This window comes from Leucobacter sp. gxy201, assembly GCF_051043335.1.
Classification (GTDB): Bacteria; Actinomycetota; Actinomycetes; order Actinomycetales; family Microbacteriaceae; genus Leucobacter.
Genome location: NZ_JAMXWS010000002.1, coordinates 255044 through 274016 on the forward strand (window position 1 = coordinate 255044; position 18973 = coordinate 274016).

16 protein-coding genes are annotated in these 18973 nt (G+C 67.4%); 3 read left to right on the top strand and 13 right to left on the bottom strand.

Annotated features, from left to right (window positions below; all coding sequences use genetic code 11):
- Positions 1-38 precede the first annotated feature (38 nt).
- The 7 genes from NHL51_RS04050 to NHL51_RS04080 all read right to left on the bottom strand — a co-directional run bounded on the left by NHL51_RS04050 (position 39) and on the right by NHL51_RS04080 (position 8653).
- Positions 39-959 (bottom strand): ATP-binding cassette domain-containing protein, encoded by a 921-nt coding sequence (locus tag NHL51_RS04050; protein WP_434141887.1) that lies wholly within the window; start codon positions 957-959, stop codon positions 39-41.
- Positions 956-2002, bottom strand: coding sequence for an ABC transporter permease (locus NHL51_RS04055; RefSeq protein ID WP_434141888.1), 1047 nt, complete (start codon positions 2000-2002; stop codon positions 956-958). Before NHL51_RS04055 ends, NHL51_RS04050 begins: the two co-directional genes overlap by 4 nt.
- A 32-nt stretch (positions 2003-2034) precedes the next feature.
- Positions 2035-3033 (bottom strand): substrate-binding domain-containing protein, encoded by a 999-nt coding sequence (locus tag NHL51_RS04060; RefSeq protein ID WP_434142198.1) that lies wholly within the window; start codon positions 3031-3033, stop codon positions 2035-2037.
- Positions 3034-3297: 264 nt separating this feature from the next.
- Positions 3298-4227, bottom strand: coding sequence for an NAD(P)-dependent oxidoreductase (locus NHL51_RS04065; protein ID WP_434141889.1), 930 nt, complete (start codon positions 4225-4227; stop codon positions 3298-3300).
- Between the two features lie 17 nt (positions 4228-4244).
- Positions 4245-5027 carry an HpcH/HpaI aldolase family protein gene (locus NHL51_RS04070; RefSeq protein WP_434142199.1) on the bottom strand — a complete coding sequence of 261 codons (783 nt, stop codon included), beginning with the start codon at positions 5025-5027 and terminating at the stop codon, positions 4245-4247.
- Positions 5024-6973 (bottom strand): 3D-(3,5/4)-trihydroxycyclohexane-1,2-dione acylhydrolase (decyclizing), encoded by a 1950-nt coding sequence (iolD, locus tag NHL51_RS04075; RefSeq protein ID WP_434141890.1) that lies wholly within the window; start codon positions 6971-6973, stop codon positions 5024-5026. The genes NHL51_RS04070 and iolD overlap by 4 nt, the downstream gene beginning before the upstream one ends.
- Before the next feature lie 207 nt (positions 6974-7180).
- The gene (locus NHL51_RS04080) at positions 7181-8653 is read right to left on the bottom strand and encodes an aldehyde dehydrogenase family protein (RefSeq protein WP_434141891.1); all 1473 of its coding nucleotides are present in this window, start codon (positions 8651-8653) and stop codon (positions 7181-7183) included.
- Between the two features lie 113 nt (positions 8654-8766).
- On the opposite strand from NHL51_RS04080, the gene NHL51_RS04085 reads away from it, so the two are divergent.
- Positions 8767-9645 carry a sugar phosphate isomerase/epimerase family protein gene (locus NHL51_RS04085; protein WP_434141892.1) on the top strand — a complete coding sequence of 293 codons (879 nt, stop codon included), beginning with the start codon at positions 8767-8769 and terminating at the stop codon, positions 9643-9645.
- 245 nt (positions 9646-9890) lie between these two features.
- Here the strand turns inward: NHL51_RS04085 and NHL51_RS04090 are convergent, their stop codons facing one another.
- From NHL51_RS04090 to NHL51_RS04115, 6 genes are all read right to left on the bottom strand, one after another.
- On the bottom strand, positions 9891-11015 hold the full coding sequence (locus tag NHL51_RS04090; RefSeq protein WP_434141893.1) for a LacI family DNA-binding transcriptional regulator: 1125 nt from the start codon (positions 11013-11015) through the stop codon (positions 9891-9893).
- Between the two features lie 92 nt (positions 11016-11107).
- Entirely contained in the window at positions 11108-12136 is a 1029-nt protein-coding gene (locus tag NHL51_RS04095) for a LacI family DNA-binding transcriptional regulator (protein ID WP_434141894.1), read from the bottom strand.
- 82 nt (positions 12137-12218) lie between these two features.
- Positions 12219-13016, bottom strand: coding sequence for an SDR family NAD(P)-dependent oxidoreductase (locus NHL51_RS04100; protein WP_434141895.1), 798 nt, complete (start codon positions 13014-13016; stop codon positions 12219-12221).
- Between the two features lie 73 nt (positions 13017-13089).
- Complete coding sequence (locus NHL51_RS04105) at positions 13090-13995, bottom strand: carbohydrate ABC transporter permease (RefSeq protein WP_434141896.1); 906 nt, start codon at positions 13993-13995, stop codon at positions 13090-13092.
- Between the two features lie 9 nt (positions 13996-14004).
- Positions 14005-14940 (bottom strand): carbohydrate ABC transporter permease, encoded by a 936-nt coding sequence (locus tag NHL51_RS04110; protein WP_434141897.1) that lies wholly within the window; start codon positions 14938-14940, stop codon positions 14005-14007.
- Between the two features lie 57 nt (positions 14941-14997).
- Positions 14998-16314 (bottom strand): ABC transporter substrate-binding protein, encoded by a 1317-nt coding sequence (locus NHL51_RS04115; RefSeq protein ID WP_434141898.1) that lies wholly within the window; start codon positions 16312-16314, stop codon positions 14998-15000.
- A 339-nt stretch (positions 16315-16653) separates the two neighbouring features.
- On the opposite strand from NHL51_RS04115, the gene NHL51_RS04120 reads away from it, so the two are divergent.
- On the top strand, positions 16654-17577 hold the full coding sequence (locus NHL51_RS04120; RefSeq protein WP_434141899.1) for a sugar phosphate isomerase/epimerase family protein: 924 nt from the start codon (positions 16654-16656) through the stop codon (positions 17575-17577).
- A gap of 97 nt (positions 17578-17674) precedes the next feature.
- A complete protein-coding gene (locus tag NHL51_RS04125) occupies positions 17675-18841 on the top strand; it encodes a Gfo/Idh/MocA family protein (protein ID WP_434141900.1) in 1167 nt (388 codons plus the stop codon).
- Positions 18842-18973 lie beyond the last annotated feature (132 nt).

Below are 18973 nucleotides of genomic sequence, written 5' to 3' on the forward strand. Positions count from 1 at the left end.
CTGCGGATGAGCGCCCTGCTGACGAGCAGCGGCAAGACCTACTTGCCGTCGAGCTCCTCGGGAGGCACGACGGTCACGGCTTCCGTGACCTGGACGCGGCCGACGCCGGCCGCCTCGTCGCCCTCGATCTCGTCGCGGATCGTGCGAACGGCATCCGTCGACGTACCCACGCTGCGCAACTCGTGCACGAGCTGCTCCAGCTCGGCGCCGCCGGCCATGAGACCGGTGAGCTCCTCGAGCGAGATCTCGCTCTTCTCGTGGTAGCCGATGCTCTGGCCGCGCTTGAGCAGCAAGAACCGGTCGCCTACGGGGTAGGCGTGGTGCGGGTTGTGCGTGATGAAGATCACGCCGAGCCCGCGATCGCGCGCCTGGATGATGTAGCGCAGCACCACGCCCGACTGCTTCACGCCGAGGGCGGCGGTCGGCTCGTCGAGGATGAGCACCTTCGCACCGAAGTACACCGCACGCGCGATCGCGACGCACTGGCGCTCACCGCCCGAGAGGGTGCCGATCGGCTGATCCACATCGCGCAGATCGATGCCCATATCGAGCAGCTCCTGCTTCGCGGTCTTCTTCATGAAGTCGATGTCGAGCCGCTTGAACGGCCCCCACCCCTTCGTGATCTCGGACCCGAGGAAGAAGTTGCGCCACACCGGCATGAGCGGGGCGACCGCGAGATCCTGGTACACCGTCGCGATGCCCTTGTTGAGAGCCTCGCGCGGGGAGTCGAGCTTGACCGCTTCTCCGTCGATGAGGAACTCGCCGCCGGTGTGCTGGTGCAGACCCGCGATGATCTTGATCAGCGTCGACTTGCCGGCGCCGTTGTCACCGAGCACGCACATCACTTCGCCGGCGGCGACCTTCAGGCTGACATCGCGCAGGGCGATGATGTTGCCGTAGCGCTTCTCGGCGTCGCGCAGCTCGACCAGCGGCACCCGGTTGGTTGCTGTCTCGGTCATTTCTTGCCTCCCTTGCCTGCGCGGCGCTGCAGCCAGAGATTCAGCACGGTGGCGCCGAGCAGCATCGCACCGAGGAAGAACTTCAGCCAGTCCGGGTTCCACTCCGCGTACACGACGCCCTTGAGCGCCATGCCGTAGATGAGGGCGCCGATCGCGCCGCCGATCGCGGAGCCGTAGCCGCCCGTGAGCAGGCATCCGCCGACGACCGCGGCGATGATGTAGAGGAACTCGTTGCCGATGCCCTCGCCCGACTGGACGGTCTTGAACGCGAAGAGCTGGTGCATGCCCAGCAGCCACGCGCAGAAGCTGACGCCCATGTACAGGCCGATCTTGGTCTTCGCGACCGGCACGCCCACGGCGCGAGCGGCGTCGGGAGCTCCGCCTGCGGCGAAGATCCAGTTGCCGATCCGGGTGCGGCGCAGAATCCAGGTCGCCACGATGACGAGCAGGATCCAGTAGAGCACCGTGATCTTCACCGAGATGCCGAAGAGCGGGATGTCGGCGGCGAACACGGCGGCTGCGGATTCGAATCCGGGCCACTGCGCGATCGACGGAGCCGCGACGCCGCCGGTGATCATGCGAGTGACGCCGAGGTTCAGGCCCGTGATCATGAAGAACGTCGACAGGGTGACGATGAAGCTCGAGAGGTTCGTCTTCGTCAGCAGCCAACCGTTCACGAAGCCGAGCAGGAGCGAGGTGAAGAGGCCGAAGATCACGCCGATCCAGACGTTGCCGCCGAACCAGTAGATGAACAGGGACGACGAGAGCGCCGAGAAGATGACGCCGACGCCGGTCGACAGGTCGAACTCGCCGCCGACCATCAGCAGGGATACGCCGACGGTCATGATGCCGACCGTCGAGGCGCCGTAGAGGATGGTGGCGATCGATGACGGCTGCGAGAACTGGGGCGCGACCGCGATGAAGAGGATCGCGAGGAGAAGGGCTGCGGCGACCGCGCCGGCCTCCGGCTTCGTGAAGAACCTGGTGAACAGGTTGCCGGAGGCCAGCCGTTCGTCAGCCTTGGGGGCTGCTGTTGTAGACATGTGTTGCTTTCGCTACGCCTGGGAGTCCCGGATTACTCGGACTCTTCGGAGTCGGCAGCCTTCTCGAACTGGGCTGCGACGCTCTCGTAGTTGTCGGCGTTGACGACCGCGGGGCCGGTCAGCACTGCCTGGCCGCCGCCGAGCACGTAGCCGCCCTGCTTGTAGAGACGCACGGCCTCGACCGACTCGTAGCCCTGGATGAACGGCTGCTGGTCGATGCCGAAGAGGATGGTGCCGTCCTTGATCGACTTGTAGACGTCGGCGTTGAGGTCGGTGGTGGCGAGCACCGCCGAGGAGCCCGCATCCTTGATCGAATCCATCGCGGTCATCGCGAACGGAGCCCCGAGGGTCAGGACGCCGTCGATGTCGGCGTTGGTCTGCAGCTTCGAGGTGATGGTCGAGGCAACGTTGGTCATGTCGGTGCCCTGCACGTACAGCACTTCGGACTGGCCGGTGAAGGTGTCGGCGAGCCCCTCGCAGCGACTCTCGAGGCCGACGTGGCCCTGCTCCTGGATCACGCAGACGACACGGGTCAGACCAGCGTTGTTGAACTGCTCGCCCGCGGCCTGGCCCGCGATGAACTCGTTCTGACCGAAGTGGGCGAGCACGCCCATCTCCTTGAACTCGTTCTCACCGGCGTTGATGCTGAAGACGGGGATGCCCGCTTCGACGGCCTTCTTGACCTCGCCCGACATGGCGTCGGCCTTCGCGAGGGTGACGACGATGCCGTCGACATCCTGATCGACCGCCTGCTGCACGAGCTGCGCCTGGCGTGCGCCGTCCGGGTCCGAGCTGTAGAGCAGCTCGATGTTGTTCTTATCCGCGGCGTCCTCCGCGCCCGCGCGGATGGTGTCCCAGAAGGTGTCGCCGGGGGCCGCGTGGGTGACCAGCGCGACCTTCAGCTCCGGCTGATCCGCAGCGGCGCTACCGCCGCCTGCGCCGCCCGCGCCTGCGGGGGTGCCGCACGCCACGAGCGCGAGCGCACCTGCAGCGGCGAGCGCTCCGAGTCCTACTTTGCCCCAACGGGCCATACGTGACTTCATCGTCTTCACTCCATCGTGTGTTTAGAACTAATGTCGTTACAAAGCTTGCGCTTCTGTTCATGAGATTACCCCACAAATACCTCGCCCTGATACCCGGCGGGTAAAGGTTGGGTAACAACCGAGGCTCGCAATCGCACCCGATCGCAGCCGCTGATCCCCCTCGCTGAATCAGGGATCCACGAGGATTGGACCGGTCCAAAGCATACGAGCATTTTTCCGATCCGTCAACAAGGGGTCGAGCCGGAGCCCGGCCTATGAGGCTCTGAACTCCGGCTCGCCCCCTGCGAGCACGCGAGAGACGGCCTCGGCCGCCATGCGGAAGGTGGCCGCCATCGCCGCCTCCGACAGCCCGGTCGTGTGCGGGCTCAGCAGCACGTCCTCGCGACCGGCGAGCGGGTGCGACTGCGCCGGCTCCTCGGGGAACACGTCGAGCCCGACACCGCCGAGCACGCCCTCGTCGAGGGCGGTGCGCAGGGTCTCGACCGCGACGAGCTCGGCCCGCGCACAGTTCACGAGCACGAGCCCGGGCCTCGCCTGCCGCAGCAGATCGAGCGGCAGCAGTTCGCCGTCGCCTCCGGGCAGGTGCAGCGTCAGCGCATCGGCCTGCCGCACGGCGGCCTCGAGCGTCGCGTTCTCGTACTCCTCCGACCGCACGAAGGGGTCGTGCACGACGACGCGCATGCCGAAGGCGGCGCCGTAGCCGGCGATGATGCGCCCGATGCGCCCGAAGCCGATCACGGCGAGCGTCTTCCCGATGGCATCGCCGGGCACGGGCACCGGGTCTGCGACCGCGTCGCGGCCCCACCGGTCGCCCGCCACGTACGCGTGAGAAACTCCGACGCGCTTGACGAGCGACAACAGCATCGCGAAGGCTCCCTCGGCGACCGCCCGGGCGTTGCTGCCCGGGGTGATCGCGACGTGCACCCCGCGTTCCGCAGCGGCGGCGAGATCGACGCGCTCGACCCCCACCCCGGTGCGCGCGACGACGCGGAGGTTCGGCATACGGGTCAGCAATTCGCGATCGACATCGTAGGCCGCGCGCACGATCGCACCCTGCGCCTCGGCGAGATCGCCCGCGCTCGGCTTCGCCGCGAACACCGCGCCCTCTGGCAGGTACGGCACGACGAGCGCGGGGTCGACCGGCCCGAGACCGACGACGACCGGGGATGCGGCAAGTGCCACTGCCGGCCTCTCAGCGCTCATCGCACGCCCATGCCGTCGGGGATCATCGCGTGCACCGCCGCGGCGAGCAGCGTCGCGTCCGACCCGATGGCGACGAATCCGAAGCCCCGCTCGAAGTAGCGTTCGGCGGCCACGCGGTCGTTCGCGAGGATGCCCGCGACCTTGCCGTGCCGTCGGCACGCCTCAACCACCCGGTCGAGCGTCTGCTGGAAGACCGGCGCATCGAACTGCCGCGGCACGCCGAGCGCGTAGCTGAGATCCTGCGGCCCGACGAAGAGCACGTCGGCGCCGTCGGTCGCGGCGATCGCGTCGAGCTCATCGACGGCGCCGAGCGTCTCGATCTGCACGATGCCGATCGCCTGATCGTTCGAGCCGTCGAGCGCCGGGGTGTCCAAGGTCCAGCGGGCGGCACGGTTGTAACTCGCGACACCGCGGTCGCCCTCGGGCGGATACAGCTGGTGGCGCCGCGCTTCGGCGGCCTCGGCCGCGCTCGAGATGCGCGGGAACATGACACCCGCCGCGCCCGCGTCGAGCACGCGCCCGATGCGGATGCGCTCGGGCTGCTCGACCCGCACGAGCGTGGCGGTGCCGTAGGCGCCGGCCGCCGCGGCGACCGCGCCGACCTCGCTCTCATCGCCGCCGCCGTGCTCGAGGTCGACGAGCACCCAGTCGAGGCCGGCGGCCGCGCACACCTCGGCGGCGGTCACCGAGCCGAGACCGAGGAAGGTGCCGATGGTCGGCTCCCCCGCGAGGAAGCGCTCGCGCAACCTGCGCCCGGGCGCGAGCGGGCCCGCGGTCATCCGTGCCACCGCTGCAGCTCGAGGCCCTCGCGGTACTCGACGAGTTTCACGGAGGTGTCGACCCGGTCGAAGACCTCCGCCGGCGAGACGTCCCACCAGGCCTCGGCACCGGGCAGGTCGGCGTGCGGAATCGTCGGCACGACGATGACGACCGGGCCCTGCACGTCACGGGTCTCGTCGAGCGCCGCAGCGACCTCCTCGGCCGTCGTGGGCGTGCGCACCTCAGCGCCGAGACCCGCCGCGACCTGCGCGAGGTCGATCTTCAAGTAGTCGCCCTCGAGCACGCCGGCGTCCGAAGTCGCGAGCGATCCCTCGCCCTCGCGATACCGGAACTCGTTGCCGTAGTGCTCGCCCGTGCGCCACATCTGCAGGCGGCGGATCACCTGGTAGCCGTGGTTCTCGGAGATGACGACGGTGAACGGGATCTTCTCCTGCGCCGCGGTGACGATCTCGGTCGGCATCATGATGAAGGTGCCGTCGCCGATGAACGCGGTGACGCGGTGCGAAGGGTCGGCGTCGGCGACGCGCACCCCCATGGCCGCGGGCAGCTCGTAGCCCATGCACGAGAAGCCGAACTCGAGGTGCGCGTGGCGGCCGTCGGTCGCATCCCACACCTTCTGCAGGTCGCCGGGAGGGCCGCCGGCCGCGGCGACGATCGTGTCGCCCGGGCGCGAGTGCCGCTGCATGAGGCCGATGAGCTGGCCCTGGGTGAGCACCGCGTCGGTATCGAGCAGCTCGGGGTGCTGCTCCTTCGGGAAGCGGGTGTACGGGTCGAGCGCCGCATCGCGCGCGGGCAGCCAGTCGGCGCGCGCCTGCTCGACCTCGGCGGCCCAAGCTGCAGGGATCGCATACCCGTCGAGCACTGCGTCGAGCGCTTCGAGTGCGAGCTTCGCATCCGCCAGCACGGCCGTGGCGCCCTGCTTCACGGCGTCGTGCTCGACGGTGTTGATCGACGCGAACCGCACGTCGGGGTTCGCGAACAGCGACTGCGATGCTGTCGCGAAGTCGGTGAGGCGAGTGCCGATGTGCACTATCAGGTCGGCACGGGCGGCCAGCCGGTTGGTGGTCGGCGACCCCTCGAGGCCGATGCCGAAGACGCTCCACGGGCCGTCCTCGGTGATGGCGCCCTTGCCGCCGAAGGTCTCGCTGACCGGCAGCAGCGTGCGCTTCGCGAGCCCGGTGAGCACGCCCTGCGCGTCGGCGTAGTGCACGCCGCCGCCCGCGATGACGAGGGGGCGCTCGGCGTGCTTGATGAGTTCGGCGACCTGCGCGACCTCGACGACATCGGGCAGACGGCGGCGGATCACCCAGTCGCGCTCGGCGAAGAACTCGACCGGGAAGTCGTAGGCGTGCGACTGCACGTCCTGCGGCAGCGACACGACGACCGCGCCGGTCTCCTCGGCGTTCGCGAGCACGCGGAACGCCTGCGGCAGCGCCGTGAGCAGCTGCTCGGGGCGGTTGATGCGGTCGAAGAAGCGCGACACGGGGCGGAACGCGTCGTTCACCGTCACGTCGGGGGTGCCCGGCAGGTCGAGCTGCTGCAGCACCGGCCCCTGGCGGCGGGTCGCGTAGGTGTCGCCCGGGAAGAGCAGCAGCGGGATGCGGTTCACGGTAGCGAGGCCCGCGGCGGTGATGAGGTTCGTGGCGCCCGGGCCGATCGACGCCGTGACGGCGAGAGTCTGCCGGCGCTTCGACGCCTTCGCGAAGCCCGTGGCCATGTGGCCGAGCGCCTGCTCGTTGCGACCCTGCACGAACGGCAGCGAGTCGGAGTTCTCGGCGAGCGCCTGGCCGAAGCCGGCGACGTTGCCGTGGCCGAAGATGCCGAGCGCCGCGGGCACGAAGCGGCGGCGTTCGCCGTCGGCGACGGAATACTGCGCTGCGACGAAGCGCACGATGGCCTGCGCGACCGTGAGCCGCACGGTCTGCCCGGAGGTTCCCTGAACCATGAAGATGCTCCTTTGCTTACTGTTGTTCTGCGTTTTCTCGAAGCCCGTGCTCATGCACGATGCTGAAGGTCTGGCGTCCGGTGGGATTCGCACATGCGCGACTTGGCCGGGTCTGGCGGGAGCGGGGTGTTCGCACCCCGCGGATGGATGAGGCGCGCATCCCGAAACTCCGTCAACCGCGTCCGCGATCCGCGATCCCTGTAGAAATCAGCCGTGCATGATGACGGTCTTCACTTCTGTCATCTCCTCGACCGTGGAGCGCACGCCCTCCTTGCCGTAGCCCGAGGCCTTCAGGCCACCGTAGGGCATGAGGTCGGCGCGCCACAGCGGCGTCCAGCCGAGATGCACGGAGCCGGCCTCGATCTCGCGCACGGCGCGGATGCCCTCGGTGAGCGTTCCGCCGAAGACGCCGGCGGCGAGGCCGTAGGGGGTGCCGTTAGCGGCGTCGATCGCGGCGTCGAAACCGTCGACGGTGGTGACGGCGACGGCGGGGCCGAAGAGTTCCTCCTGCGCGAAGGCCTGGCGGGTGTCGACGCCGGTCACGATCGCGGGCGAGATGAAGCCGCCATCGCGCTCGCCGCCCGTGAGCAGGTGCGCGCCGTCGCTGACGGCCTGTGCGATGCTGCTCTCGACGCGGCGCGCCTCGCGCTCGGAGATGAGCGGGCCGAGCGTGGTGCCCTCGGCGAAGGGGTCGCCCATCTTGATCTGCGCCACCTTCGGCTGCAGGGCATCGAGAAGATCGGCCTCGACGTCGCGGTGCACGATGACGCGCTGCACCGAGATGCAGACCTGGCCGCCGTTGACGTAGCCGCCCGCCGCGACCGCCGCGGCTGCCTTCTCGATGTCGGCGCCGGGCAGGATCACGGTCGGCGACGACGCGCCGAGCTCGAGCGACAGCTTCTTCACGCCGGCGATCGAGGCGATGCGCTCGCCCACCCCGGTCGAACCGGTGAACGAGATCTTGCGCACGCGGCGGTCGGTGACGAGCGCGTCGCCGAGCACGCCGCCCGAGCCCGTGATCACCGAGATGACCCCCTCGGGCACGCCGGCATCGACGAATACCTGCGCGAGCGCGAGCGCCGTGAGCGGGGTGGCCCCCGCCGGCTTCAGAATGACGGCGTTGCCCGCCGCGAGGGCCGGGCCGACCTTGTGCAGAACGAGCAACGCCGGGTAGTTGAACGGGGTGATGGCGACGACGACGCCGACGGGCTGGCGCAGCGTGAAGCCGAGCTTGTCCTGCCCCGTGCCGGGGTTCGCGTCGAGCGGCAGCGAGTCGCCGTACAGCTGGGTGCCCTCGTGGGCGGAGAGCCTGATGATCGCGCCCGAGCGGCGGGATTCGCCGAGGGCCTCAGTGAGCGGCTTGCCGTTCTCGGCCGAGATGACGGCGGCGATCTCGTCGGCGCGCGCATCGGCGAGATCGGCGGCGCGGTTCAGGATGGCGGCGCGCTCGTGAGCCGGGGTGCGGCCCCACTTCGCGGCGCCGGCGGCCGCTGCAGTCACCGCGGCCTCGACGTCGGCGACGGTGGCGACGGCGACCTCGCCGATCGCGCGGCCGTCGAACGGCGAGAGCACCTCGGCGCGTGCGCCGCCCTGGGCGCCCCGCCACTCCCCGCCGATCAGCAGATCGTAGTTGCCGTATTCACGCGTGTCCTGCGTGTGCTGCGTGCCCTGTGCGCTCATGGGTTCACTCTCTCATCCTTGAAACTTGGACCGGTCCAAATTGTACGCATGTCGCGCCGGTTCCGTCAACCGCCCATGGCACACTGGGTCGAGACCCGACGCGAAGGAGCACCATGACCGCAACGCCCGCCCTGCTCGCCACCTGCTGGACCACGGCGGGCACCGCCATGCCCGGGCCGGAGCGCGATCGGAGCCCGATCCCGATCGAGGATCGCATCGCCGCCGCGGCCGCCGGCGGATGGGCCGGGTTCGGTCTCGCGCACACCGACCTCATGGCGCATCTCGAACGCGGCACGCTCGCCGAGCTGAGGCAGCGGCTCGACGACCACGGCATGCAGCACGTCGAGCTCGAGCTCATCGAGCACTGGTGGGCCGACGACGAACGGCGGGCGACCTCCGACCGTGTGCGGCGCGACCTCTTCGCGGCGGCCGAAGCACTCGGCGCGCGCACCGTGAAGATCGGCCCCGAGACCGCGGGGCTCCCCGTCGACGACGACCGCTTCGCCGCCGCGTTCGACGCGCTCGCCACCGAGGCGGCCGAGCACGGCACTCGCGTCGCCTACGAGTTCCTCCCCTTCGCGACCCATGGCCCGTCGCTCGAAGACGGCATCGACCTCGTCACGAAGGTCGCGAACCCGGCCGGCGGCCTGTGCATCGACATCTGGCACGTCGCCCGCCCGCGCACCGACTACACGGTCATCGCCGAGCGCGTGCCCGGCGAATACGTCTTCTCGGTCGAGCTCAACGACGGCGCCCCCGAACCGGTCGGCACGCTCTTCGAGGACACCGTGCACCGGCGTCTGCTGCCCGGCGAGGGGTCGTTCGACGTGCCGGCCTTCATCGACGCCGTGCGCGCGACCGGGTTCGACGGGCCGTGGGGCGTCGAGATGCTCTCGGATCGCCACCGTTCGCTGCCGCTCGAGCGGGGTCTCGCCGAGGCGCGCGATGCGGCCCTCGCCTGCTTCGCCGAGGCCAACCGCCGGGTCAGCTGAGGCCCGCTGCCGCTGCCCTTCTGCCCCTGCGGGCGCGGGCGCGGGCGCGGCCGCGGGCGCTCGATGCGACAAGGAGGCGCGAATTGGGGTCTCGCAGTGGCGCGAACCCCAATTCGCGACCCTTTGTCGACGAGGTCGGAGCCGGTAGGCCGCCGCGAGGCCCCCACCGGCACCGACGGTAGCCGACCGGCACCGACAGTCGCCCACCGGCACCGACGGTAGCCGACGGGTAGCGACCGAACGTGTCAGCCGGCGACGGACGAGCCGCGCACGACGAGGCTCGGCTCGATGAGCACCTCGTGATGGGGGCCTGCGGCGGCGCCAGTACCCGGGGCACCGGCCGCCGGGTAGGCGGCAGCGAGTAGAGTTTCGGCGGCCTCGCGGCCGATGCGGCGGTTGTCGGGGTCGACGCTGGTGAGCGAGATGCGCGGGATCGCCGATAGCGTCGTATCGTCGTATCCCGTGACACGGCACCCGCCCGGCACCGGCACGCCCGCCGCCTCGAGCGCGGAGATGACGGCGACGGCGGTGAGGTCGTTGACCGCGACGATCGCCTCGGGAAGGCGCTTCTCGGCGAGCAGCCGCTCGACGGCCAGGCGGGCACCGGTCTCGGTGAAGTCGGCGCGCTCGACGCGCGCGTCGGCGCCGAGGCCGCGCTGCTCCGCGATACCGCGGAACGCCCGCTCGCGCGACGCCGACACGGTGCCGCCGTCGCCGCCGACGAAGACGATGCGCCTGATGCCCTGCTCGAGGAGGTGGTCGACGACGAGGCCGATCCCTGCCGCATCATCGGTGCGCACCGTCGCGACGGTGTCGTCGGTCGCGTCGATCGCGCTCGCGACCACCGTCGGCACGGTGTGGGTGAGCTCGGCGAGCCCGCTGAACTCGGGGATCGTGCCGATCGTGAGCAGGCCCGACGGGCGCAGGTCGCGCAACACCGCGAGGTTGTCGCGGTCGAGCACCGTCTCGCCGCTGCCATCGTCCACCTGCGCGCTCACGATCATGGTGCGACGCCCTGCCTCGCCGAAACGGGCCTTCGCAGCGGCGACGATGTCGGCGAAGAGGGGGTTGTGCAGGTTCGAGACGAGGATGGCGATGAGGTCGCGGCGCCCGGCCGAGAGCGACTGCGCGACGAGGTTCGGGCGGTATCCGAGGCGCTCGGCGGCCAGCAGCACGCGCTGCCGGCGCTCCTCGCTGACGTTCTCGCCGCCGTTGAAGACGAGCGAGACGAGCGATTTCGAGACGCCGGCCTCGCTCGCGACGTCGCGGATGGTGGGGGGACGTTTGCGCGCGGGAGCGGGCACCGGCGTCGGCGCGGTCATGGGTGCGCTCTTGCGCTCGGTGCCGCCCGTTTCCTGCTCTGTCTTCACGTCCACGCCTCCATCGCCGCGGCCGCGCCGCTGTCCGCGCACCAGTCTACGCGTGGACCGGTCCAGAGCGCTCGGCGAGCCGAAACTGGGGGTCACCCGCGATTCAGCGACGCCTCAGGAGACCCCGTGATCGGCTGAACGTACGATGCCGTGGTCTCGCGCTTGATGAGCGTCGGCCTCGACGGTGAGTCCTCGGCGTGCCTCGCTGGTTCGGCAATCCGACTCAGGGCGAGTTCCGCAGCTCGACGCCCGAGTTCGAAGCCATGCAGGTCGACAGTGGTCAGCGCCGCACCGGGGAGCCGGCTTCCCGCTGTATTGTCGTGCCCGATCACCGATACGTCTACCCCTGCGCGCAGTCCGCGAGCCGCGAGGGCGTCGAGCACTCCGAGCGCTGCCTGGTCGTTATGCGCGAAAATCCCCGTCGGCCGCTCGACCGAGTCGAGCACCTCTCCAATATCGCGGGCCGCAGCTTCGCGGGACCATTCGCTCTGCACCACCCGAGGAGGAAGGCCCGCCCGCTCCATTACCGCGAAGTATCCGTCGCGCCGCCCCCGGTAGCCGTCGTCGGGCGGATTCGCGAGGAATGCGATCCGTCGGTGCCCCATGCGAATAAGGTACTCGGTAGCGAGGCGACCGCTCTCGAGATCATCGGAGTACACGCTGTCGATGCCATCGATCTTCCGCGTGACGACCACAAGGGGCAAATCCTTCGCCACCTCACTCGCCTCCGCATCGGACATGAGGAGCCCGATGGCGATGGCGACATCGACCCGGCTCTGTTTCAGGGTCTCGAGCGCGGAACGATCGCGATTGCCACCGAGCTCGCCTACTGTCAGCACGAGGGGAATACCCTCCCTGTCAGCGACTTCCCGAACACCGTCGAACACGTCGGCATAGAGGTCGTTGTGCAGATCTTGCAGAAAGACGCCGATCGTGTCGCCGCTGCTGCTCGCGAGCCGCGCCGCAACACGGTTCGGAGAGTAGCGCAGCTCGCGTCCGACCGCGAGAATACGCTCCCGCGTCGCCTCGCTCACACCGGGAAGGTTGCGGTACGCCAATGAGACGAGCGCCCGCGATACTCCCGCGCGCTTCGCAACGTCCTCCATTGTGGTCCGTGCCATCGTGCCCTCCGGCGCAGCCTATGGTCGGGGCCGCTGTTCTTCTTCAGATTGACTAGCTTACATTTGGCCTGTGTCGGCGAAGTCAGACGGTCACCAGCCCGCCGCTGACGTTGAGGGATTCGCCGGTGATCTCTGACGCGAGATCCGATGCCAGGAAGGCGATCGCCGCGGCGATATTCTGCGGCCCCTGCATCCGGCCGAGCGGAATGGGCGCGGCCCACACGCCGTAGGCCTCCTCGTAGCTGATGCCCCGCTCCTCGCTGGTGTGGCGGATGTTGTTCTCCATCATCGGCGTGAGCACAGTGCCCGGGGCTACCGAGTTGACCCGCACTCCCTGGGGCGCGAGCTCCGCCGCCAGGGATCGCGTGAAGCCGATCACCCCGGCTTTGCTCGCGCTGTACACCGTGATACCGGGGTTACCGACCTTCGCGGCCTGCGACGCCAGGTTGATCACCGATGCGCCATCACCCGACCGGATGAGCGCCGGCACGAGCTCGCGCGTGAGCGCGATGACAGCTCGCAGGTTCACGTCGAGCACGAAGTCGAGGTGCGCGTCATCGGTGTCGACGAGTGCGATCTCCTTGCCCACGCCGGCGTTGTTCACGAGGGTGTCCAAGCCGCCCAGGCGCTGTTCGACCTCGCCGGCCGCGCGCTCGATCTCGTCGAGGCTGCTGAGATCGGCAGGGATCGCGATAACCGCTTCCTGCGCCGCTTCCGAGAGCGAGGCCACCGCCGCGTCGAGCGCATCGCCGGGGCGGTCGAGCACTGCTACTCGAGCCCCCGATCGGGCGAAGAGGCTTGCGACGCCGTATCCGATGCCCGAGGCGGCGCCGGTGACAAGCACCCGTCGGCTCGTGAAGTCCCAGTTGAGGTTTCCCATGTCGTGTTGTTCCTTTTTCCTCTCCGCGCCGCATAGCCCCGGAGAATCGTGTTGCGGTTTCCAGCGAGCGTCTCTAACGGAACGAGCCGACGCGGAAGCTCTCCATGATGTGCTTGTGCATTAGCGCGTAGGCCAACACGAGCGGAATGATGCTGATGATCTGGCCGGCCATCTGCGCTCCAATATCGACGCTGTATTGAGCGCTGAAGAGCAGCAGGCCGGGCGCGACCGTCGTGCTCGCCGGGTCGACGAGCAATGGCAGCGTGTGAGACAGGTTGTTCCAGGCGTAGATGAAGCTCAGCAGCACGGTACTGAGAATCGGGCCTTTCGACATCGGCACGGCGATCGTCCAGAAAATGCGGATTTCCGAGGCACCGTCGACCTTCGCGGCCTCGATCACGTCGTTGGGGAACGACGCGAAGAACGCGTACATGAGCACGACATTGAGCGGAAGCCAGCCCGCAGCGAATACGAGGCCGATCATGAACGGGTTGCTGCGGATGCCGAAGTCACCGGTGACACTGAAGAGCGGAATGATCACTGCCAGGAACGGCAGCGCGTACAGCACATAGTAGAGACGTTCGAAGGCTGCCGACATCGGGCCGGTCTTGCGCGCGATCGCGTACGCGGCCATCGTACCGGCGATCACACTTGCCCCGACGGCAGCTATCGAGAAGAGCGCCGTGTTGAGGAAGTAAAGCGACATCGATTCGCCGACCGCAACGCCCTCCCACCCGCGCACGTAGTTATCGAAGACCCAGGTGGTCGGCAAACCCAACGGGTCGGCGACGATCTGCTTCGACTCCTTGAATGAGCCGAGCAGGATGGTAATCGTCGGTAGCACCGTCATGATCGCGTAGAGGCCGACGACGACGGTCGCGACCCACCCCCAGGGGCCTCGAGGCTTGCGTCGGCTGCGAGTTGCTGCTTTGCCCGCATTCGCGGAGGAGATGAGTTGCGTGTGAGTGATCGTGCTCATTTCCGTTCCCTACTGGTTGCTGATCTTCGACGGACGGAAGAAGAGGGTGTATGCCATCGACGCCGCGACGATGATGATGGTGCCGACGAACCCGGCTACGCTCGCGTATCCGAAGTCTCCGAGGGTGAAGCCCTCACGGTAAATGAACGTCGACAGGATGTCGGACGCCTTGCTCGGCCCGCCCTGCGTGAGTGCGTAGACAGTATCGAGCTGCTTGAAGTTGCCGATGATCTGCAGACCAATCACGACGACGAGCACATCCTTCGTCATGGGCAGCGTCACCTTCCAGATCCTCTGCCAAGCATTCACCCCGTCAAGCGTGGCTGCCTCATTGATCGACTCAGGGATATCGTTCATCGCCGACACCATGAGGATCATCGGAATGCCGACGTACTGGATCGTCGCGATGAATGTCACGACCCAGAGCACCAGGTTCGGGTCACTCAACCAGTGCGGCGACCATGCCGGGTTGATCTGCTGCAGCAATGGGTTCACCCACCCGAGCTCGGGATCGAGCGCGTTCTTCCATGCCAACGCGTACATCGTCGGCGGCAAGATGACGGGCAGGAAGATGATGAACTTGAGAGTGTTCGAGAGCGGAATCTTGCGATGGAACGCAATGGCGAACGCCGTACCCAGAATGACCGTGCCGCCCGCTGCGAGCACCGTCAGGGCGAAGGTCCTCAGCAGAGCCCAGAGCGCATCCGGATCGGTGAAAAGTCGGGTGAAGTTATCGAACCCGATCCACTGCGCATTTCCGTAGCCGGGCCAACGCTGGAACATGAGTGGGATCGACGTAAGCGCCGGCCAGATCGTGAACAGAACCACGAGCACGATGGCCGGGGCGGTGAACGACCAGAACAGCTTCTGAGAAGCCCCGTGGGAGGACCGGCCTTCGGCAGACTTCGGGTTTCGCGGTTTCGCTTTGACCTGTGTTGTAGACATGATGACCCTTCCCGGGGGAGCGGTTCGCACCGCTCCCCCGGTCTCGCGGCTGACGGATTAGGAGTGCTGCTCGCGATACGTGCTCGCGGCGTCCTGCAGCGCAGCTGCGGCATCCTTCGCGCTGACGCGACCGGACATCACACCGGAAACCACCGATTCCGAGAACTCCTGCTCGACGCTGGCGGGCAGCATCGTGAACCAGCCGGGCGCCTGCGGCGCCGTCTGGTACTGTTCGACGATGCTCGTGAGAATCGGGGATTCGATGACCTTCGACAGGTCGACATCCTCGCGGGCCGGGACCTTGTTCATCCCGTCCTCGACGACTGCCTTCGAAGTGAGGTACGAGATGAAGCTCTTCGCAAGCTCGGGGTTCTTCGCCCCCTGTGGCACCAGGAACGAGTCTAGAGAAACACCGTGCGCGGTGGGCTCATCGCCGAGCGAGGGGAAGAGCGCCCAATCCCAAGTGAAGCCTTCGGGCTCGTAGACCGGCGGTACCCAGCTGCCCATGATCCAGGTCGGCGACTTCTGCGTGTCGAAGAGCGTCTGTGACTGTTCGAACGTCAGACTGTCAACGCCCTGGGCGAAGTAGCCCTTCTCCCCCCATTCGCCCAGCTGCTCGAGCGCATTGACGACGCACGGATCAGTGTATTCAGCGCTCTTCTCGCCGCCCTTCTGCCAGTTCGTGGAGATCTCGGTGTAGAGGTCTGTGCCGCACGAGGTCTGGAGCAGCGACCCGAAGAGGTATTCAACGAAGGGGTTGCCGGGTACCGAGAGCGGGGTGAGCCCTGCATCCTTCGCAGCCTGGAGAGAATCGCTGAACTCGTCGACGGAGGCGAAGGTGTGCGTCTCGGGGTCGGGAGCCGCGCCGCCGAAGCTCGCCCACTGCTCGGTATCCATGTACACGTACGGCAGCAGCGTAAGTGCCACCGGCACCGAATACTTCTTGCCGTCGGAGGCAGTTGCGAGGTCGACGGTCGTGCCGCTGACGACCGATTCGAGGTCGTTCTCCTTCCACACATCGTCGAGGGGCTGCAGCGCGCCGGCTGCGATCCAGTCTTCCATGTAGGCGTCCTGCAACGTGTACGAGACGACGTCGGGCGCATCGCTCGAGGTGAACAGCCGGCCGCCGGACTCGCGCATCTGCTCGTTCGTGATGCCACCGACCTTGATCTTCGCGTCGGGGTGCTCCTTCATGAACGAGTCGGCTGCAGCCTGCACGAAGGGCCAGTCGCCATACACCTGAACGTTCAGATCACCGGAATCGGGGCTTCCCTCTACTGACGATCCGCTGGCACCGCACCCGGTGAGCGCGAGCGCGGCAGCCAAAGAAAGCGGCAGTGCCGCGGTCATTACACGGCGTGATTTCTGAGACACCGTGACCTCCTTGTCGCTTATGTGGGCGGAACAGCTTCGTTCCGTCGAACTAAAACTAGAGCGCTTTAGTTCGCTTCGTCAAGTACCATTTTCTCTCCACCATGCAATCAGGCGATCCGCTCAGCACCCTCCACAGTCATTAGCCTGGCGAGAATTCGTCATTTATTCATGTCTTATCAGGCATTTATTTACAAACAATCCACTATCAACTACCCAAAAGCAGCAACGACGACACCCACACCTTTCGCGGCAACCAGAAATCACGCTTGACATCAAAAACTAAAGCGCTCTAGCATCGCAATCGTCAACCGCACCCATATGGCGAAGGAGCCGTACCCAATGTCCAGCACGCCTGACACCGCCTCCCGCATCGGCATCGCCCCCGATTCCTGGGGAGTGTGGAACGCCGTGGATCCGGCGCAACCGGGCCCCGAACAGTACTTGCGCGAGGTCACCGAGGCTGGTTTCCACTGGACCGAACTCGGCCCCTACGGCTACCTTGGCACCGACCCCGCAAAGCTCCGGGATGACTTCGACGCGCACGAGCTCGAGCTTTCTGCGGGAACGGTCTTCACTGGGCTCCACCGGGGAGGCAACGAGACCGAGAAGGCCTGGCTCGCCGTGAGCGAGGTCGCAAAGCTCGTCACCGCGCTCGGCGGCGAACACGTGATCGCGCTCCCCGAAATGTGGGAGCGCGGATCCGACGGAACAGTGCAGGGCGCCCGCGAGTTCACGAACCAGGAGTGGCAGGCGTTCACTGCGGGCCACGACGAGATCGGCAGACGCCTCCTCGAAGAATACGGATTGAAGCAGCAGTTCCACTCGCATGCCGAGAGTCCGGTCGGCTCGCATTTCGAGGTGATCCGCCTGCTCGAGAACACCGACCCCCGGTACACGAACCTCTGCCTCGACACCGGTCACCTCGCCTACTACTTCGGCGACAACATGCGCGTCATCTCTGAGCACCCCGACCGTGTCGGGTACCTCCACCTCAAGCAGGTCGAGCCCGATCTGCTCGCCCACGTGCTCAAGAACGACATCTCATTCGTCGACGCCGTCGCGCAGGGTGTCATGGTCGAGCCGCCCCTCGGCGTGCCCGCATATGCACCCATCCTCGAGGCGGCCGCGAAACACAACCCCGGCATCTTCGCGGTCATCGAGCAAGACATGTATCCCGTCGGCGACTTCACCGCCCCGCTGCAGATCGCGAAGCGCACCCACGACTACATCGCGGAGTGCGGCGCGCCCGCACGCTTCCGCTGACCCCTCAATGCATCGGATCGATCTCAAGCCGATGCACGCAGCACCCTTCAGATCGCCACCATCAGAACCCCGTCATTTTTCTCAGAGGAGACCACCTATGTCACAGCCCATCCGCGTCGGCGTGATCGGAGCCGGCATGGCCGGCCAGGCCCACGCCTTCGGTTACCGTAACGCCATGATGACCCCGGCCGCTGACATCGACGTCGAGCTGGTCGCGATCGCAGACCCGAACCTCGCGCTCGCGCAGTCCGTCGCCCATCGCTACGGGTTCACCGAGGCGGTGTCCGATGTCGACGCCTTCATCGCGCGAGATGACATCGACGTGGTCAGTGTAGCCCTGCCGAACTTCCTGCATGCCGAAGTACTGCCCAAGGTCATCGCTTCGGGCAAGCACCTCTTCGCCGAGAAGCCGATCGGTACCACCGCCGAGGAGTCCGCTCGGCTTCAGGCGCTGGCCGAGGCCTCCACCGCCGTCACCGGAGTCGGCTTCTCGTTCCGACGCTTGCCCGGCCTCGCAGCACTCGCCGCTGCCGTGCGCGACGGTCGTCTCGGCGAGATCCACACCGTACGCGGGTGGTACTACGCCGACTACGCCGCAGACCCCGCGGGTGCGCTCTCCTGGCGCTACTCGCAGCAGCAGTCGGGCGGCGGAGCGCTGCTCGATATCGGCGCCCACGCAATCGACGCCCTCCATTTCGTCGCGGGACCCATCACCGAGGTACTGAACGCGACCCTGCGCACGGTGATCACCGAGCGCCCCGTACCGGCCAAGGGCACCATCGGTCACGGAGCCTCCGCATCGACCGAGACGGGCTCCGTCACGAATGACGACACCGCGCTGCTGTCGGTCGAATTCGCATCGGGTGCCGTCGGGCAGATCGCTCTCAGTCGCATCGCTTCGGGCACGCCGAACTCGCTCGGAGTCGAGATCATCGGCTCACGAGGCAGCGCGAAGTTCGATTCGATCTCCTCAGGCGAGTTCCACATCTTCGAGAACTCTGGGAGCGACTCTGCCTACAACGGCGCCCGCCGCGTCTTTACCGGGCCGGAGCACCCCTACTTCGCTGAGGTCGCGGCAATGCCGGGCGCGGGCGTCGGCACCGGCTATGCGGAGGCCTTCACTGCCGAGATCCAGGAGTTCCTCCGCTGCGTCGCGGCCGGCCGCCCGATGGACACGGATTTCGCGACGGCCACCCAGATGATGGGGGTTGTGCACGCCGCATTGCAGTCCGCAGCAAGCGGCACTAGGGCGAAAATCGCCTGATCCCGAGCTTCGGCGGTGAACCTTCGTCCATCGCCGAATCACCGGTGCGCGCTCCATCCTGTGTCGTTACAAGTACACGCGCACCCTCCAGCTGGTCAGGTGATGCTCTCCGCGCGCGATCCTGAGCACCGA

What these genes read in the sequence shown, in the direction of transcription:
- NHL51_RS04050 (WP_434141887.1), bottom strand. Translation starts at nt 959, where the DNA reads ATGACCGAGACAGCAACCAACCGGGTGCCGCTGGTCGAGCTGCGCGAC.
- NHL51_RS04055 (WP_434141888.1), bottom strand. Translation starts at nt 2,002, where the DNA reads ATGTCTACAACAGCAGCCCCCAAGGCTGACGAACGGCTGGCCTCCGGC.
- NHL51_RS04060 (WP_434142198.1), bottom strand. Translation starts at nt 3,033, where the DNA reads ATGGCCCGTTGGGGCAAAGTAGGACTCGGAGCGCTCGCCGCTGCAGGT.
- NHL51_RS04070 (WP_434142199.1), bottom strand. Translation starts at nt 5,027, where the DNA reads ATGACCGCGGGCCCGCTCGCGCCCGGGCGCAGGTTGCGCGAGCGCTTC.
- iolD (WP_434141890.1), bottom strand. Translation starts at nt 6,973, where the DNA reads ATGGTTCAGGGAACCTCCGGGCAGACCGTGCGGCTCACGGTCGCGCAG.
- NHL51_RS04080 (WP_434141891.1), bottom strand. Translation starts at nt 8,653, where the DNA reads ATGAGCGCACAGGGCACGCAGCACACGCAGGACACGCGTGAATACGGC.
- NHL51_RS04085 (WP_434141892.1), top strand. Translation starts at nt 8,767, where the DNA reads ATGACCGCAACGCCCGCCCTGCTCGCCACCTGCTGGACCACGGCGGGC.
- NHL51_RS04095 (WP_434141894.1), bottom strand. Translation starts at nt 12,136, where the DNA reads ATGGCACGGACCACAATGGAGGACGTTGCGAAGCGCGCGGGAGTATCG.
- NHL51_RS04100 (WP_434141895.1), bottom strand. Translation starts at nt 13,016, where the DNA reads ATGGGAAACCTCAACTGGGACTTCACGAGCCGACGGGTGCTTGTCACC.
- NHL51_RS04105 (WP_434141896.1), bottom strand. Translation starts at nt 13,995, where the DNA reads ATGAGCACGATCACTCACACGCAACTCATCTCCTCCGCGAATGCGGGC.
- NHL51_RS04110 (WP_434141897.1), bottom strand. Translation starts at nt 14,940, where the DNA reads ATGTCTACAACACAGGTCAAAGCGAAACCGCGAAACCCGAAGTCTGCC.
- NHL51_RS04120 (WP_434141899.1), top strand. Translation starts at nt 16,654, where the DNA reads ATGTCCAGCACGCCTGACACCGCCTCCCGCATCGGCATCGCCCCCGAT.
- NHL51_RS04125 (WP_434141900.1), top strand. Translation starts at nt 17,675, where the DNA reads ATGTCACAGCCCATCCGCGTCGGCGTGATCGGAGCCGGCATGGCCGGC.